Origin of the sequence: Schaalia turicensis, from assembly GCF_019380255.1 — a bacterium.
Lineage (GTDB): Bacteria > Actinomycetota > Actinomycetes > Actinomycetales > Actinomycetaceae > Pauljensenia > Pauljensenia turicensis_A.
Genome location: NZ_CP048928.1, coordinates 827169 through 842884 on the forward strand (window position 1 = coordinate 827169; position 15716 = coordinate 842884).

The 15716-nt window shown below is 55.6% G+C and carries 16 protein-coding genes and 1 tRNA gene; 14 read left to right on the top strand and 3 right to left on the bottom strand.

The genetic code is table 11. The features are described 5' to 3' along the window. Positions 1-48: 48 nt before the first annotated feature. Positions 49-708, bottom strand: a complete 660-nt coding sequence (locus G5S47_RS03495) for an HAD family hydrolase (protein WP_179370391.1) — start codon at positions 706-708, stop codon at positions 49-51. A gap of 208 nt (positions 709-916) precedes the next feature. Here G5S47_RS03495 and G5S47_RS03500 point away from each other — a divergent pair, with 208 nt between their 5' ends. The 6 genes from G5S47_RS03500 to G5S47_RS03525 all read left to right on the top strand — a co-directional run bounded on the left by G5S47_RS03500 (position 917) and on the right by G5S47_RS03525 (position 4996). Further along, positions 917-1396, top strand: coding sequence for a MarR family winged helix-turn-helix transcriptional regulator (locus G5S47_RS03500; protein WP_006680971.1), 480 nt, complete (start codon positions 917-919; stop codon positions 1394-1396). Positions 1397-1572: 176 nt separating this feature from the next. After that, positions 1573-1658, top strand: a tRNA-Leu gene (locus tag G5S47_RS03505). A 114-nt stretch (positions 1659-1772) separates the two neighbouring features. Beyond that, entirely contained in the window at positions 1773-2456 is a 684-nt protein-coding gene (locus tag G5S47_RS03510; protein ID WP_006680972.1) for a DsbA family oxidoreductase, read from the top strand. Beyond that, positions 2453-3493, top strand: a complete 1041-nt coding sequence (locus G5S47_RS03515) for a GNAT family N-acetyltransferase (RefSeq protein WP_179370390.1) — start codon at positions 2453-2455, stop codon at positions 3491-3493. The genes G5S47_RS03510 and G5S47_RS03515 overlap by 4 nt, the downstream gene beginning before the upstream one ends. A 74-nt stretch (positions 3494-3567) precedes the next feature. Continuing rightward, positions 3568-4665 carry an FAD-dependent oxidoreductase gene (locus G5S47_RS03520; protein WP_103633728.1) on the top strand — a complete coding sequence of 366 codons (1098 nt, stop codon included), beginning with the start codon at positions 3568-3570 and terminating at the stop codon, positions 4663-4665. A 31-nt stretch (positions 4666-4696) separates the two neighbouring features. Next, complete coding sequence (locus G5S47_RS03525) at positions 4697-4996, top strand: hypothetical protein (RefSeq protein ID WP_006680975.1); 300 nt, start codon at positions 4697-4699, stop codon at positions 4994-4996. Between the two features lie 145 nt (positions 4997-5141). Here the strand turns inward: G5S47_RS03525 and G5S47_RS03530 are convergent, their stop codons facing one another. Then, entirely contained in the window at positions 5142-6080 is a 939-nt protein-coding gene (locus tag G5S47_RS03530; protein ID WP_103633729.1) for an aldo/keto reductase, read from the bottom strand. Between the two features lie 87 nt (positions 6081-6167). Here G5S47_RS03530 and G5S47_RS03535 point away from each other — a divergent pair, with 87 nt between their 5' ends. Beyond that, the gene (locus tag G5S47_RS03535; protein WP_006680977.1) at positions 6168-7022 is read left to right on the top strand and encodes an undecaprenyl-diphosphate phosphatase; all 855 of its coding nucleotides are present in this window, start codon (positions 6168-6170) and stop codon (positions 7020-7022) included. A 34-nt stretch (positions 7023-7056) separates the two neighbouring features. Here G5S47_RS03535 and G5S47_RS03540 read toward each other — a convergent pair whose 3' ends face one another. Next, on the bottom strand, positions 7057-7935 hold the full coding sequence (locus G5S47_RS03540; protein ID WP_103633730.1) for a RecB family exonuclease: 879 nt from the start codon (positions 7933-7935) through the stop codon (positions 7057-7059). Positions 7936-8014: 79 nt separating this feature from the next. On the opposite strand from G5S47_RS03540, the gene G5S47_RS03545 reads away from it, so the two are divergent. The 7 genes from G5S47_RS03545 to hisF all read left to right on the top strand — a co-directional run bounded on the left by G5S47_RS03545 (position 8015) and on the right by hisF (position 15700). Next, positions 8015-9058 (top strand): tRNA (adenine-N1)-methyltransferase, encoded by a 1044-nt coding sequence (locus tag G5S47_RS03545; protein WP_219585825.1) that lies wholly within the window; start codon positions 8015-8017, stop codon positions 9056-9058. Next, on the top strand, positions 9051-10601 hold the full coding sequence (gene arc, locus G5S47_RS03550) for a proteasome ATPase (protein WP_006680980.1): 1551 nt from the start codon (positions 9051-9053) through the stop codon (positions 10599-10601). Before G5S47_RS03545 ends, arc begins: the two co-directional genes overlap by 8 nt. A 1-nt stretch (position 10602) precedes the next feature. Next, positions 10603-12126, top strand: a complete 1524-nt coding sequence (dop, locus tag G5S47_RS03555) for a depupylase/deamidase Dop (RefSeq protein WP_179370385.1) — start codon at positions 10603-10605, stop codon at positions 12124-12126. A gap of 56 nt (positions 12127-12182) precedes the next feature. Further along, on the top strand, positions 12183-12365 hold the full coding sequence (locus G5S47_RS03560) for a ubiquitin-like protein Pup (protein WP_006680982.1): 183 nt from the start codon (positions 12183-12185) through the stop codon (positions 12363-12365). 1 nt (position 12366) lies between these two features. Continuing rightward, entirely contained in the window at positions 12367-13752 is a 1386-nt protein-coding gene (gene pafA / locus G5S47_RS03565) for a Pup--protein ligase (RefSeq protein ID WP_103633732.1), read from the top strand. Continuing rightward, the gene (locus G5S47_RS03570) at positions 13749-14750 is read left to right on the top strand and encodes an FKBP-type peptidyl-prolyl cis-trans isomerase (RefSeq protein WP_103633733.1); all 1002 of its coding nucleotides are present in this window, start codon (positions 13749-13751) and stop codon (positions 14748-14750) included. Before pafA ends, G5S47_RS03570 begins: the two co-directional genes overlap by 4 nt. A 176-nt stretch (positions 14751-14926) precedes the next feature. Further along, positions 14927-15700 carry an imidazole glycerol phosphate synthase subunit HisF gene (gene hisF, locus G5S47_RS03575; protein ID WP_006680985.1) on the top strand — a complete coding sequence of 258 codons (774 nt, stop codon included), beginning with the start codon at positions 14927-14929 and terminating at the stop codon, positions 15698-15700. Positions 15701-15716: the final 16 nt, after the last annotated feature.

A 15716-nucleotide genomic window follows, 5' to 3' on the forward strand; every position in this document is an offset into this window, starting at 1 on the left:
TCGTACGCTTGCGAGACTTCCGCTAGCTGTACAGATGAGCTGAAAGGCTCAGAGCGTGAACCCCAGCAGGTGTGCAAGCTCTTCGGGGGTATGTGCGATAGCAACACATTCGTCAAGGTCGCCGTCTTTCGCGTACCCCCAGCTCACGCCCATGACGTCAATACCAGCTTGCTGGCCTCCTTCAACATCCCAGCAGGAATCACCGATCAGAACGGGGCGGGAGATATCCATTCCCTTGGCGCTCAGGCGCGAAAGTGCACCGGCGATAACTGTTGCTTTCGAAGAAGCGGGATCCGGAGTTGCGCCGGCGATGACGTCGAAAGCGTCAAGAATTCCCAGATGTTCCATTTGTGCCAGAGCAAGGGGCTCTTGCTTCGACGTAGCCGTTGCCACGGGAATCCCAGCGTTGTGGGCGCCACGCACTACTTCATCCATCCGAGGAAAAAGTGGGGGTTCAAGGAAAATTGTGCGGTACAGCGCCCGGTATTCGTCGACGAGTTCTTTCACGATCTCGCCTTCAAAGCCAAGGTCAGCAAATGACCACCAGAGCGGGGGGCCAACGTACTTGCGCATTGCATCCGCTGGCAGGGGTGTGACGCCGCGCTGAGAAAGAACCGTGTTGAAGCAGTGGATCACTGCGGGGGCAGAATCAACAAGAGTGCCATCAACATCGAAAAGTACGCACGTGAATTGTGTTTCTGCGCTCAACCAACTACTCCTTCATCGCTTGTGTCTTAATGGTGGCACGAGGCCGCGCACATTGAGAAACTCTCGGCATTTCGTGGCGCGGAGCAAACACGCATAACGGTATGCGAGCAACTGTCTCACCATTCAGTCAAAAATATGAGATAGACCAGGGTTTATCAGTGCTTTTCCAACTTCATAGAATATTCTTCAACACGTGAAAGAAAACGAAATGAATAGTCCCGCGCTTCTGGATACTGATTCAGCTCACTTGCGTCAGCGTGCTTGGCGACTTTATTTCGAAGCGAATGGGCGTCTTCATGGCCTGTTGGAATCCAGCTTGAAGAAGAATTTCGGCCTGTCGGTGCCCGATTACAACATCCTGCTTGCCCTGTTCGAAGCGCCTGGTCAATGTCTAAAAATGGGTGAATTGTCCGGCCAGGTTGTCTATTCTCCGTCGCGCCTGACCTATTTGGTCACTCATTTAGAACGTGACGGTTGGGTAAAGAAAGTGATGTCGAAGGAGGATAGGCGAAGCTATCAAGCGTGTCTGACTTCACAGGGTGCGCGGATCGTGAAGGAAGCAACTCGTCTTCACCAAGAGACGCTTCGCGAATTCTTGCTTGCGGATATGACCGATGCGGAAATATCCCAGATTGTGAGGGTTTTTTCCGCGTTGGATGAGCGACTGCGTTCACGGAACAAGAATTAACTCTGCTGGGGGACCTTCCTCGTCGCCACTTCCTGTGGACACTGACTATCGGCGCTATTCCAACAAAAATGCTGATGGTCCCCAGGAATTTCTCCTTTCGATTTGGCAGTACGGCTACCAACCGTGTTAGAGTTTTCCACGTTCGACTTGAGGTAATCAAGAAGAGCAAGTCACCTGCGCGGGTGGCGGAATAGGCAGACGCGCTAGCTTGAGGTGCTAGTCCTCGTATTAGAGGGTGGGGGTTCAAGTCCCCCTCCGCGCACAGATGGAAGCCCGGAGCTTGAATAAGTTCCGGGCTTTCGTTTTATCTCGGATTTTTCTTACAACCGTGAAGAAAATCCGGATCAATGCAACGAAGCGATGAAAGAGCGTGCGAATGCATATTGATCTTTGGTTCGATGTGACCTGCCCATGGTCGTACTTGGGTATTCGACACTGGCGACAGGCGCTGTCCTCTTTCGATCATCGTGACGAGGTGGAAATTACGCTCCACGCTTTCTTCCTCGACCCCGAATTGGATAGCGCCCGTGAAGAACCTCGTCGCGTCTATCTGATGAACGAAGGCGAACTCACGTACGAGGAAGCAGTGGCGCTGGACGAGCGACTTGAAAAGCTTGGACGTGCAGAAGGCGTCGTTTTTGACTTCGAGAAACTGATCGTTGCTCCATCCTCATTTGCACACCGCGTGATCAATGCCGCCCGCATCGAAGACTACGATCGTGACACTCTCTATGGTCCCGACTCAATGCAGTTGAAGCTTGCCGAAGCTTTGGGACGCGCCCACTTTGAGATGGCCCTCGATATTTCAAACAGCGACGTTGTGATCGGCTGCGCGCAGGACCTCGGGTTGGACGCTCAGTTCGTCCTCGATGCGCTGACTGATCCGCACACTGCATCCGATGTCTTCTCTGATTTCCAGATCGGTGTACAGATGGGCATCGACCGTGTACCCACCGCCCTGATCGATCGTCAGTTCGTTGTTCAAGATCATCAGACCGTTCCTGCACTTGGCAATATTCTTGCTACAGCATGGGCAAACACGGGGAAGGAAGAAGCATGAGTAAAACACTGCCGCAGACTCTTCAAGGACCGCGCGTCACCTTGGTTCCGATGAACCTTGATTTCGTCGACGCAATTACCGAGGTGCTCCAAGACGCACGCATAAGTGAAACGACGACCGTTCCCCACCCGTATACGAGGGATATGGCGGTTGAGCATCTTTCGCGCTCTGAAGAGTCTTGGAAGAACGGTAACGCTGACTGGGCGATTCTTTCTGCCAAGAATCAAAGGTTCCTTGGTCGCCTGGAGTTTTGGCGTGGGCAGCGTGATCCCAAGTCGGCTGAGGTTGGCTACTTCATCCGCACTGATGCCTGGGGTGAAGGGTTTATGACCGAAGCGCTCGGTCTTGCCGTTGATTTTGCCTTTGATCAGATGGATGTCACCCGCATCGACTGGTACTGCCACGTCGAAAACTGGGGTTCTTGGAAGCCAGCGTGGCGCAACGGTTTTAAGCGCGAGGGGATCCGCAGGCGAGCTGAAGGCCCGGCCCTCTGGCAGGCAAGCCTTCTGATCACGGACACTCGCGAACCGAAGACCCCATGGGATGGCCCCGGTGCCGGACAGGGACCTGCCCTTGATCCTTCACGCCCAGGAAAGCTTGTTGAGCAGTTCCACCGAACCTACTCCATGCCCGTGCGCCTTGGCACCGGTTCCCTGCCAACCATCGACTACGAACGTCTCAACATGCGCATGTCACTGATCCGCGAAGAATTCGCTGAACTGATGGGCGCCGTGTACGGACCTGCTGCACGGAGCCTCGTTGAAGAAGCAACTGAAAAGGCCGTTGACGGTGACGACCACACGCGAGATCTCATCGAAACTGCCGATGCTCTGGCAGACCTCGTCTATGTCATCTACGGAATGGCAATCGAATCGGGTATCGATTTGGACGCGGTTTTAGCTGAAGTTCAGGCATCGAATCTGTCGAAGCTGATGCCCGACGGTTCGGTAAAACTGCGTGAAGACGGCAAAGTCCTTAAGGGACCGAACTTCTTTGTCCCCAACATTGCCCGAGCACTCGGTATCGATCAGGGCTGACGCGCCCGATAGTCTCGCGCGCAAACCCGTATCACGTGCAAGAATTAGACCAGCTCGACGTGAAGGAGAATGAAGTGGCTCGTGTTGTCGTTGTAGGTGGCGGTTACGGTGGCGTGACTGTTGCAAAAGGACTCGATCCTATTGCTGACGTGACGCTCGTTGAACAAAAAGACCAGTTTGTCCACCACGCAGCTGCACTGCGCGCAGCCGTAGACGACGTGTGGCAGGAAGCAATCTTCATGCCCTATTCGAACTTGCTGACACGAGGCGAATTCATTCACGGCACTGTTTCTCAGATTGTCGGTAACACCGTCCATATTTTCGGTCGCGAACCCATCGAAGCGGACTACGTTGTTCTTGCAACCGGCGCAACATATCCCTTCCCAGCAAAGTACTCGTCAGCGAAGTCCGTTGTTGCAAAGGCTCGTTTGAACCAACTGCACGAAAACCTTGCTGGCGCACGCTCCGTCATGCTAGTCGGTGGTGGCACCGTCGGTATCGAATTCGCCGGCGAACTCGCATACGCTTACCCCGACCTTGATATCACGATCGTCGAGAAGGCCGATCAGATCCTTTCTGCTCCCGGCTACTCCGAAGACCTGCGTCAAGAAATTTCCACGCAACTCGCTGAGCTCGGCATTCGCGTGATCACCGGTTCTGAACTTGCTTTCTTGCCTCCGCACAACGTTGGTGAACTCGGTCACTTCCATGTGTCGACCTGCAAAGGTGAAGAAATTGAAGGCGATATCTGGTTCCAGTGCTACGGCTCTCGTGCGAACAGCGGCTACCTCGCAGGTACCGATTACGAGCCCATGTTGCGCCCGAACGGCACAATCCGTGTTGGTAAGACCCTGCAGGTTGAGGGCCATGCCCACACCTACGCCGTTGGCGATCTGACGGACGTCCCCGAGTCAAAGCGTGCTGATGCTGCTCGCCAGCAAGCCCGCGTTGTCATCGCGAATATTTCGTCTCAAATCGCTGGCGAGACGCCCGAAGCAATCTACGAGCCTACGAAGGAATGGGTGATCCTCCCGCTGGGGCCGAATATGGGTGCATCGCAGCTGGTTGACTCTGAAGGTGTGTCCCGCATCGTTGGCGCTGATCAGACAACAGAAATCAAGGGCGCTGACCTGATGGTTTCTGTTATCCGCTCGCAACTTAATCTTCCGTGAGTCCAGTTCGCATAAGGTCTAGGATCTTCTCATGACTCATGATCCTCGCGTAGCGCTTGACGCACTGATTGCAGCCTTTGAAGCTCATTATGTTGCCTGTTCGCAGGCAACCGATGATGATCCTTCGACGCTTGAAGAAGCAGAGAACACTTTGCGAGATGCGTTCTTCACCTACGACGACGAACTGTTCAGACAGTTCGGTGTCGAGCTTCCCTTCGATCTTCTCGACGATAATTACGACGAAGATGATGATGAGGAAGAGGACGATGATGAATCCTACGATGAGGATTCGGACGATTTGGATGATGATTTCATCGACGTCGACGACTGAGCGATTCTAAGAATTCTTTTGTGGCGCGATATCAGACGCTTGTTTGATATCGCGCGACACTGTCTGCTGAACGTCGCGCTTGAAAGCCCAAACTTGAGGGCTGGGATCCCAAACTTGAGGGCTGGGATCTAAGAAATATGCGTTCTTACGAGTACGCGACTTCGTTGAGTACTTGGCGAATCGGGGCAGGCAGAGGCTCGGTCGAGTCAAGGATGTGGTCAAGCTGTCGTACATTTCGCGGACCGCAGATTGCTGAGGCAATGCCCGGCATATCCCGTACCCATGCAAGAGCAACGTCACCTGGATTGCGATCAAGCCCTTGCGCGGCGCGAACAACTGCTTCAACACGTCCCGCGTATTCGTCGGTCAGGAAAGGAGCGACAGTGGGCAACATATGTTCGGTAGCCCCGCGCGAATCTGGGGGAGTGGAATGGCGGTATTTTCCAGTTAATACCCCACCGGCAAGTGGAGACCGAGCAAATACACCCAATCCTTCGCCGGCCAGATGTGAACGCAAGCTATGGGTAGCCGGAGCAGTTAACAGGCTGACGGGGAGCTGTGCTACCGCTGGCTGAACAAGCCCGTGTTCACCAAGGCGGGTAAGGGCGCAGGCTGTTGTCCACGTATCCCAGCCAGAAAGACCGACATAGTGAGCTCGCCCTGAACGGGACGCTGCTTCAAGCACACCCAGCGTTTCTTCGAGTGGGACACTGGGGTCGGGCTCCGCCATCCACACGTCCACATAGTCGGTATCTAAACGAGCAAGAGCATCGTCTAGGCTGCGCAACATATCACCACGCCCAGCCGAGGAAACCCAACGACCTGAGTGGTCGCGACGGGTGGCACCCCTCCAAGCAATCGTCAGGCGGTGGCGTCCGACTCGGTTCATCGCTGCTCCAAGAACGTCGGTGGCCATTCCTTCGCCGTTCATCGGCGAACATTCAACAAGCGTTCCACCCGCATCGACAAAGTGAGAAAGCATGTCCCATGCTTCTTCACCATCGGTGTCGCGTCCCCACGTGAGCGTGCCCAAGCCAAGTGACGAAACCCTCAGACCACTGCGACCGCACTGACGAATTTCCATAGCCTCTAGCCTAGCCGTGTCAGGTTGCACAGGTTTCGTGGCACACCGTTTCGTCAATACCCGCCAATAGCCCGTAGAGTTTCGACTATGACTTGGTTCGATGCGATTTTTCTTGGCCTCGTGCAGGGACTTACTGAGTTCCTGCCGATTTCGTCTTCGGCTCACCTCAGGATTCTTGGGGAATTGGTCGGCAATGCTGACCCGGGCGCGGCTTTTACTGCCATCACCCAGATCGGTACTGAAACCGCAGTCCTCATCGTGTTCTGGAAAGACATTGTCCGGATCTTGTCTTCGTGGTGGAAGTCGCTTCCTATTCGTCCGCGTGAAAAGCGTCTGAGCTCAAGCAATCCCGACGTCCGCATGGGCTGGATGATCATCGTTGGCTCGCTCCCGATCGGGATCCTTGGTCTTCTATTGGAAGACTGGATTGACGTTTCCTTCCGTAACCTGTGGATTACAGTCGTCATGCTTGCCCTTTTCGGTGTTCTTCTGGGTATTGCTGACCGCTATGCTCCTCAGAAACTCACCCTTGACCATATGTCCTGGCGTGACGCGCTCCTCTATGGCCTTGCCCAAGCAATGGCCTTGATCCCCGGCGTCAGCCGCTCGGGTGGAACGATCACGATGGGACGCGCATTAGGGTACACGCGCGAGGCGGCAGCCCGCTATTCCTTCCTTCTTGCCATGCCAGCAGTTTTCGCATCCGGCCTGTACAAGGTGTACAAGGTCTTCTCCGGCGGAGATCACGTTGATGTTGCCCCAACCATCGTCGCCACACTGATCGCGTTCGTTGTGGCATGGGCAGTCATCATCTGGTTCCTCAAGCTGGTTTCAACGAAGTCATACAAGCCGTTCGTGTGGTACCGAATTGGCTTGGCTATTGTTGTTGCAATTCTGCTGGTGACCGGAGTACTCAGCGCAGCGTCAACTGCGGTGATGTAGCTGATCGCCCCAGTTCTTTCGCCCAGTAGGGGGTCTACGTGGGTTCCTGCATTGAAGCAGGGACCCGCGTTTGCAGTAGGCGCTTCATGCCGTCTGCTGGCGCATCGGGAAGTACCCCGTCAAAGAGAGGACAGTGGGCGCGCACACCGCACCAGTTGCATAGGGGATTTTTTCGAGGAGCGAATTCCCCACGCTTCGCATCACGCTCAATCCGATCCCAAATACCTGACACTTCGTCTTCGAAGCGTTCAATGTCATCGACCGTCGGATCAAATGTCAGGGTCTGACCCGCTTTGATGTAGACCAACTGGGTGCGCAACGGCATCCGATCGGTGAGTTTCAACAGCAGGGCGTAGAAGCGCATCTGGAACAGGGCCTCGTCTTGGAAACGGGGCGAAGGCGCCTTACCCGTTTTATAGTCGACCACACGCAACTCCCCAGAAGGGTTACGGTCAATGCGATCGATGAAGCCACGCAGACGCACGCCGTCGTGAGTGTAAGCGTCCACGCGCTTCTCGCGCGCAGCTGGTTCTAGGCGCTGCGGATTTTCGAGCGTGAAATAACCGCGCACAAGATCACGGGTCTTGTCGATCCATTGATCGAGCGCGGCCTCGTCGTCGAACATCGCAACAACATCATCTGAAGACTCTCTTGTTGCAGCCCACTCTTGGTCGAAGAGTCCCATTGCCGTCTCTTCATTTCGGTCCGCTTGAGCCACATCGAAAAGCTTCTCCAATACCGAATGTACCAGCGTGCCGGCAACGGTTGCAGGCGTGAGAGGTTCTTTGATGCGATCGACCACATGCAGGCGGTACTGCAACGGGCATTTCAAGTATTCCTTGGCTCGCGAAGGTGAGAGAGCGGGGTCGAAAGAACCTGAAATACGTGGGTTCGACCCGGTAGTGGCAGTCATAGGACAACGGTAACGTGAAACGCGTTCACCAGCAGATCTCACAGTGGGAGCTGTGGATAGCCGCGATAGACTTTCTGGGATGAATACACAGCCAGATACAACCGATAACTACGCGCCGCTTGGTCAGCAGAATCGGCGTGGTCTCTTGGAAGAAGGCGATCGCGTTCAGGTTCGCGATCCAAAGGGGCGATTCCACCAAGTGATTTTGACGCACGGCGGAAAGTTCCAGTCGAACCGTGGCGAGTTCTTCCATGATGACCTCATCGGCAAACCCGATGGGCAGGTCATTATGACTGAAGAAGGTCGCCAGTTCCAGATTATGCGCCCGTTGATGGTCGACTACGTGATGTCGATGCCACGAGGTGCAGCGGTTGTGTATCCCAAGGATGCCGGTGTCATTACGCACATGGGCGATATTTTCCCCGGCGCAGTTGTCGTTGAAGCTGGTGCGGGGTCTGGCGCGTTGTCGATGGCGTTGTTGAACGCGGTTGGTCCGACTGGGCGTCTGATCTCAGTTGAGCGTCGCGAAGAGTTCGCCGATATCGCACGAGGAAATGTCGAACTCTGGTTTGGTGCGCCACATCCTGCGTGGGATTTGCGCGTCGGCGACTTAGCTACCGAATTGGAAGCGATGGACCAGGCCAGTGTTGACCGCGTAGTCCTGGACATGCTGGCGCCTTGGGAAAACATTGATGCTGTTTCACACGCTCTGATCCCCGGTGGCGTGCTGGTCTGCTATGTCGCGACGGTTACGCAGCTGTCGCGTCTTATTGAAGACTTGCGTGCAAGCGAGAACTTCACGGATCCGATCACCTGGGAAGACATGCGTCGTGAATGGCACGTTGATGGTTTGGCTGTCCGTCCCGAGCACCGCATGGTTGCTCACACTGGTTTCCTGTTGGTTACGCGCCGTCTTGCTCCGGGAATTAACCCACAAGAAAGGTCGGTTCGTCCCGCGAAGTCGTCTGAAGGTCTGGGTGGCCAGTGGGATGATGTTGATGAGTGGAATGAACACAACGTTGGCCTTCGAACGGCATCTGAAAAGAAGTTACGCAAGGTTCGTCGTGATGTGACGCGTCAGGCTGACCAGTGGGTTGAGGGAAGGATCAGCACTGATGAGTGATGACTTCTACGCAACTCGCATCGAAGAGATGCAACGCCTTGTTGTCTCTCTGGAAGCGAAGAATGAGCGCCTTGCCCAGGCGCTGTCCCAGGTTCGCGGACAGTTGGTGAAGGTGCAGTCTCAGCTCCTTGAAGTGAATCGTCCGCCACTAACGATGGCCGTGTTTGTATCCGCGGATGTGCCTTCGCGTCAGATTGAAGCGATCGTGAACGGTCGTCGTATGCGCCTCGCTGTTGCACCTGACCTTGATCTTTACTCGCTGTCGTATGGTCAGTGGGTGCGCGTCGACGACAAGATGGTCGCCGTTGCCGCTGATGGATTTTCGAGGTCCGGTTCAATTGTCTCGATTCTTGAGTTGGTGGGTGATGACCGCGTGCTGGTTGCAGGCGAAGCTGGCCAGGAGCATCTGCTGATGTTGGCAGGCCCTCTACGTCACGGCAATCTGCGTCTCGGCGACGCATTGATGGTGGATCTACGTAGCGGAATCGCGTTGGAAAAGATTGTGCGATCCGATGTCGAGCAGCTTCTCACCCCCGAAGCTCCCGATACGACATACGACGATATCGGCGGTTTGGATGCGCAGATTCGTCAGGTCCGCGACGCAATTGAGCTTCCTTTTAGTCATCCCGAGCTCTACCGCGAGTATGGTTTGCGTCCGCCTAAGGGCATCCTGCTCTACGGTCCACCCGGATCAGGTAAGACGCTTATTGCAAAGGCAGTCGCAAATTCCCTGTCGGGTCGGACAAGTGGTGTGAAAACCTACTTCTTGTCAATCAAGGGGCCGGAGCTTCTGAACAAGTTTGTTGGTGAAACTGAGCGACACATTCGCGCGATCTTCGCGCGAGCACGTTCACTTGCTGCTGGCAATATCCCTGTCGTCATTTTCTTTGACGAAATGGAAGCCCTGTTCAGGACGCGTGGAACCGGGATCTCATCGGACGTAGAAACGATGATCGTTCCCCAGCTTCTTGCGGAAATGGACGGTGTCGAGACCCTGGATAACGTCATCATCATCGGCGCCTCGAACCGTGCTGACATGATCGATCCTGCCGTCCTTCGCCCCGGCCGACTGGATGTGCGCATTCGCGTGGATCGGCCCGATCGCACAGGTGCCCGCGACATCTTCTTGAAACACTTGAACACTGACGTGCCACTTCGTGATGATGAAATCGGCGTCGGCATGACCCTCGGCCAGGCACTCGGAAACATGGTCGATCAGGCACTTGACGTCTTGTTTCGCGAAGATGAAACGACTGCGCTCTTTGATGTCGTGCTGGCATCTGGACGCACGAAGCGCATTCACCTTGGGGATATCGTCTCTGGTGCCATGATCGCCGGAATCGTTGAGCGCGCAAAGAAACATGCGATCAAAGAATCGCTCACAGGCGGGGGATATGGCCTGTCGGCGAAGCACCTGCTTGCCGGTGTTAAAGAAGAAATGGGCGAGTCTATTGAACTCGCAGTCTCTTCGTCTCCCGACGACTGGGCCCGCACCATTGGCCTGCGTGAAGAAATCGCATCAATCGTTGCCTTGGAGGCCTGAGATGACCCACGTGATTGGAACCGAAACCGAGTACGGCGTCTATCGCCCAGGTGATGCATGGGCGAACCCCATTGCACTTTCGTCGCAGGCGGTTCGTCTCTACGCTGAGATTTCTCGCGATGGGACGCCGGCACAGGGCGCTGCACCCGTTCGCTGGGACTATCGGGCTGAGGACCCGCTCAACGATATGCGCGGTATCCGCTTGTCACGTGCGGCCGCCGACCCCTCGTTGCTGACGGACGATCCATATCACTTGGCGCCGTCGGGTGGCAGTGAGCAGATTGAACGCCCAACTCCAGAAGAAATGGCTTTGCCTGCACAGACCACCGCGGTTTTGACGAATGGTGCACGCCTGTATGTCGACCACGCTCATCCGGAGTATTCCGCTCCAGAAGCGTTGGGTGCCCTTGAAGCCACGCTCTATGATCGTGCCGGCGAGGTGATCGCACGCCGGATTATTGAAGAATCGCTCAAGAGCGAAGACGGTCCTATCGTCCTAGTGAAGAACAATACGGACGGTAAAGGCGCCGCCTACGGAACTCACGAGAACTACCAGATCCCCCGCAGTGTTGACTTCGACGATGTGGTTCGTGGACTGACTCCGTTTTTTGTTTCTCGACCGGTCATGTGCGGTGCTGGACGCGTGGGTCTGGGACAGAAATCTCAAGTTCCAGGGTTCCAGATCTCTCAGCGAGCTGACTTCGTCGAAAACGAAGTGGGCTTGGAAACCACCTTTAATCGCCCGATCATTAATACGCGCGACGAACCGCACGCGAATCCGGCACACTACCGGCGTCTGCACGTCATCGGTGGTGACGGCAATATGTTCGATGTGTCAATCTTGCTGAAGCTTGGCGCGACATCGCTGGTGTTGTGGGCAATCGAGCAGGGGATTGGGCTGGAGTGGGAAGCCCTCGCGCTCGATGACGCCGTGCAGGAAACATGGAACCTCAGCCACCACCCGAATCTTGATTACAAGATGAACACGGCCGGTGGACGCGCATACACGGGACCTGAATTGCTTCAGGTGTATGTGGACCTCATTCTTGCAACCTTTGACCGAATGGGTATCAGCCCCGAAGGTGAAGACCAAGCGATTCTGACCCTCTGGCAGGACGTCCTTGATCGTATGCGCGCTGACATGTTCTCTGTTTCCACTGAAGTTGAATGGATTGGCAAGTATCAGCTGTTGGGTCGTCAAAAGGATCGTCTGGGAGTTGAGTGGAACGACCCCCGTTTGACGGCGATGGACTTGCAGTGGGCCGATCTTCGCCCGGAGCACTCGCTTGCTTTGAAGCTGGGTAAAGCCGGACGCATCAAGAGACTCTTTAGCGACCAACAGGTTGAGGATGCAGCCTCTCAAGCCCCGACAACGACCCGCGCGTTTGCCCGCGGTCAGGCTGTGGCGTCACGACCAGACTTGGTGAAAGCCTCGTGGACGTCCCTCGTCATTGATCCGGGACAGGGGAATCTTGTCCGCTATCCGATTCCGGATACTGCGCAAACACGTAGCCCCGTGGAATGATCCTCACCAGTGGAATAATTTCACATAGTAAAGCAACACAGGTTTAGGAGAAACGAATGGATATCCGTCAACTGTTCGCTCCTTCGGGGGACAACGACGATTTCGGCGATACCGAGGCCGCTGGCCAGGTTCACGCACAGACTCAGTCGATTGACGATCTGCTCGACGAAATCGACTCCGTGCTTGAAACGAATGCAGAAGCGTTCGTTCAGGGCTTCGTCCAGAAGGGTGGCCAGTGAAGTGAGGCGTCGCGTAGTCGGCATCGAAACTGAATATGGCCTGATGAGCGCCGCACCGCCCGGGGTTCTGGCAATGGACGCCGACATGGCTGCACGCAAGCTCTTTGAACCGTTGCTACGTCGGGGACGATCATCGAATCTCTTCTTACGCAACGGTGGCAGGCTCTACCTTGATGTTGGCTCGCACCCCGAATATGCGACCGCTGAATGCGATCGCCTAGAAGACCTGTTGAACCAGGATCGTGCAGGCTCACTGATGCTCGCGATGCTGGCAGCAGATGCTGATCGCTCGCTTGAAAAAGAGGGGAGCGCTGAGCGCCTGCACCTGTTCCGCAACAACGTCGACTCGCAAGGAAACTCGTGCGGTTGCCACGAAAACTACCTCCTGCACCGTCGTCGTGATTTCCGTCAGGTCGCAGATGCCCTGGTTTCATTCTTTATCACTCGCCAGATTCTGGTGGGCAACGGTCTGATTCGACGTAATGCCTCCGGTGCAACACTCGCTTTCTCCCAGCGCGCTGAGCAGATGTGGGATGCCGTTTCATCCGCAACAACGCGTTCACGCCCGATCATCAACACCCGTGACGAACCGCTAGCAGATTCCGGTTCGTACCGTCGCATGCACGTGATCGTTGGCGATACGAACGTTGCTGAGCCAACGACTGCGCTCAAGGTGGGGGCCACCGAGTTTCTCCTTCAAGCAGTTGAAGACGGCTTGCATATCGAAGACCTGACGATGGCTGACCCCATGCGGTCCATCCGCGAGATTTCCATTGATTTGACCGGTCGAACTGAAGTCGAGCTTGCCGATGGTCGTCGCTGGACTCCCGTCCAAATCCAGCGTGAGATTCGCGAACGTATCTTGGGCACAATCGATGCTGCAGAGCTTGACGATACACATCGCTATGTTCTTGATCTCTGGGAACGGGGTTTGAACGCGATCGAATCCGGCGATTGGTCTCCGGTCGACACCGAACTCGATATCGCTATCAAAGCTAAGCTCTTCTCATCCTACGTTTCAAAGGCAGGGACGAACCTTGCCGATCCGCGTGTGGCTCGTTTGGATTTGAGCTACCACGATATTACCGGCAGCTCCCTGCTTGACCGTATGGAGGCGTCTGGCCTCGTGAAACGACTAACGAAGCGCGAAAGTGTGCAGGCGGCCGTGAATACTCCGCCTGCGACCACCCGCGCTCATCTACGAGGCCGCATCATCGGCGCTGCCGAAGATGCGCGCGTTGACCTGAGTGCTGACTGGGTTCACGTGCGCGTTGACGACTTATCGTCTTCCCCGCTTTCACTGCAGGATCCTCTGGCCAATGAGGATCCACGCGTGGATGAGCTCATTGGAAAGATCACTTCCTGCTCACCGGTGCTTCCCGCATGAGCATGATTGATCTTTTCAAGCCCTCGTATAGGCATGGTCTGCGCAATCTGACCATTGCGTTGCTTGCCACCGTCGTGGTTGCTGGCGCCGCAATCATCGCCGTAGTGCACGCGACCCACAACGGCTCGGGCTCATCGAAGGTGCAGGGCATCAGAGGCCCCCTTGACTCCGTGTCAGTCTCGGGTCGTATTGGCGCGATCCCTGTTGTGACCATGGGACAGCCAGTGACGGTGAATGCCGCAAAAGCCAAGGTTCTTGAGATCGGAACTGGGCGGCAAATCACGAAGGATTCACCGATTCTGCTGGCTATCACCTCGTTCGACGGTAAAACAGGCGAGAATCTGTCTGCGGATGGGCGACCCGACCTCGTTGTCGGATCCGCAGACCAAGCAACCTTGAACGATGCTCTTCTTGACATTGTCGTTGGACTTCACGAAGGATCACGAGTCCTTGTTGCCCATCCGTTGGCTTCGTCCCAGGGCGAGTTAGCGAAGCCGACAGATCAGGACACTGAGCTTCTCGTGATTGATATTTTGTATTCGATCGCGAACGGTAGTGAAGACACCGGTGAATCCTCCGGGGTCCTGTCTGTGACAATGACCGACGAAGGTCCTGTTATCGAACACGGAAGCGATGCGCCCACGGACGTGACAACCCAGATCCTGATCAAAGGTGAAGGACAGCAGGTCACATCGAACGATCAGATTGTGGTTCAGTACGCCGCAGTGGGATGGAACGACGGCGTTGTTCGAGCATCGACATGGCGGACGGGCAAGCCAGAGGTCGTCTCAATGCTCACCGCGATGACCGGCTTGAAGCAGACTCTTGTTGATCAACGAGTGGGATCGCGACTGGCGATTTCTATTCCGCCCGATCTGGCGAACGGTGACGACACTGTGTGCATCGTCATCGATATTCTGGGCACTGAACCAGCATCCGATAATGCGTCTCAGTCGGGTGCTTCAGCCGAGCAGACGGGCGTAGCTCCGTCAGATTAACCTGAGTCTTCTTCCAACGCCCACAGCACCGCCGAAGAGTATGCGGAGCGAAATACAGTCCGAACCGCTAACGTAAGTGACAGCCAGTCAGCCAGTAGTTCGCCCACACATGCTGTGCATGCACAAGGCAGGACTGCCCTCAGGTAGTGAAGAGACCTCGACGAAGAAGGATAAACATGAGTGTCGCACTGAGAATTATCCCCTGCCTTGATGTGAATGCTGGGCGCGTCGTGAAGGGCGTGAATTTCCAGAATCTGCGCGATGCTGGGGACCCTGTTGAGTTGGCTAAGCGCTACGGGGCTGAAGGGGCTGACGAAATAACTTTCCTTGATGTGAGTGCATCGACTGAGAACCGTGGCACGATGCTTGATGTCGTGTCGGCCACGGCGGAACAGGTGTTCGTTCCTTTGACCGTTGGCGGTGGAGTTCGGACTGGCGAAGACGTGGCGACCCTACTCAAAGCGGGCGCTGACAAAGTTGGAATGAACACCGCTGCGATCGGCAACCCTGACGTGATTTCCGAGGTTGCGGATCGTTTCGGTAATCAGGTTCTGGTTCTGTCTGTTGATGCTCGGCGTTGCCCTCCCGGCGTTGAAACACCTTCGGGCTTTGAAGTGACCACTCACGGTGGAAAGCACTCGACCGGTATTGATGCGCTCGAATGGGCGATGGATGCCGAGCGCCGTGGTGTGGGTGAAATTCTGCTGAACTCAATGGATGCAGATGGGGTGAAGCAGGGCTTCGATATCGAACTACTGAATCTTGTGAAAGAACGCGTGCACGTGCCGATTATTGCTTCGGGTGGCGCCGGAACGGTTGAGCATTTCGTTGAGGCTGCTCGCGCGGGAAGCGACGCGATTTTGGCGGCGTCCGTGTTCCACTTCGGTGAAGTAGCGATTCGCGACGTGAAAACGGCCTTGGATCAGGCCGGTTTCCCTGTTCGCATGTGATACGCCACGGCCTTGC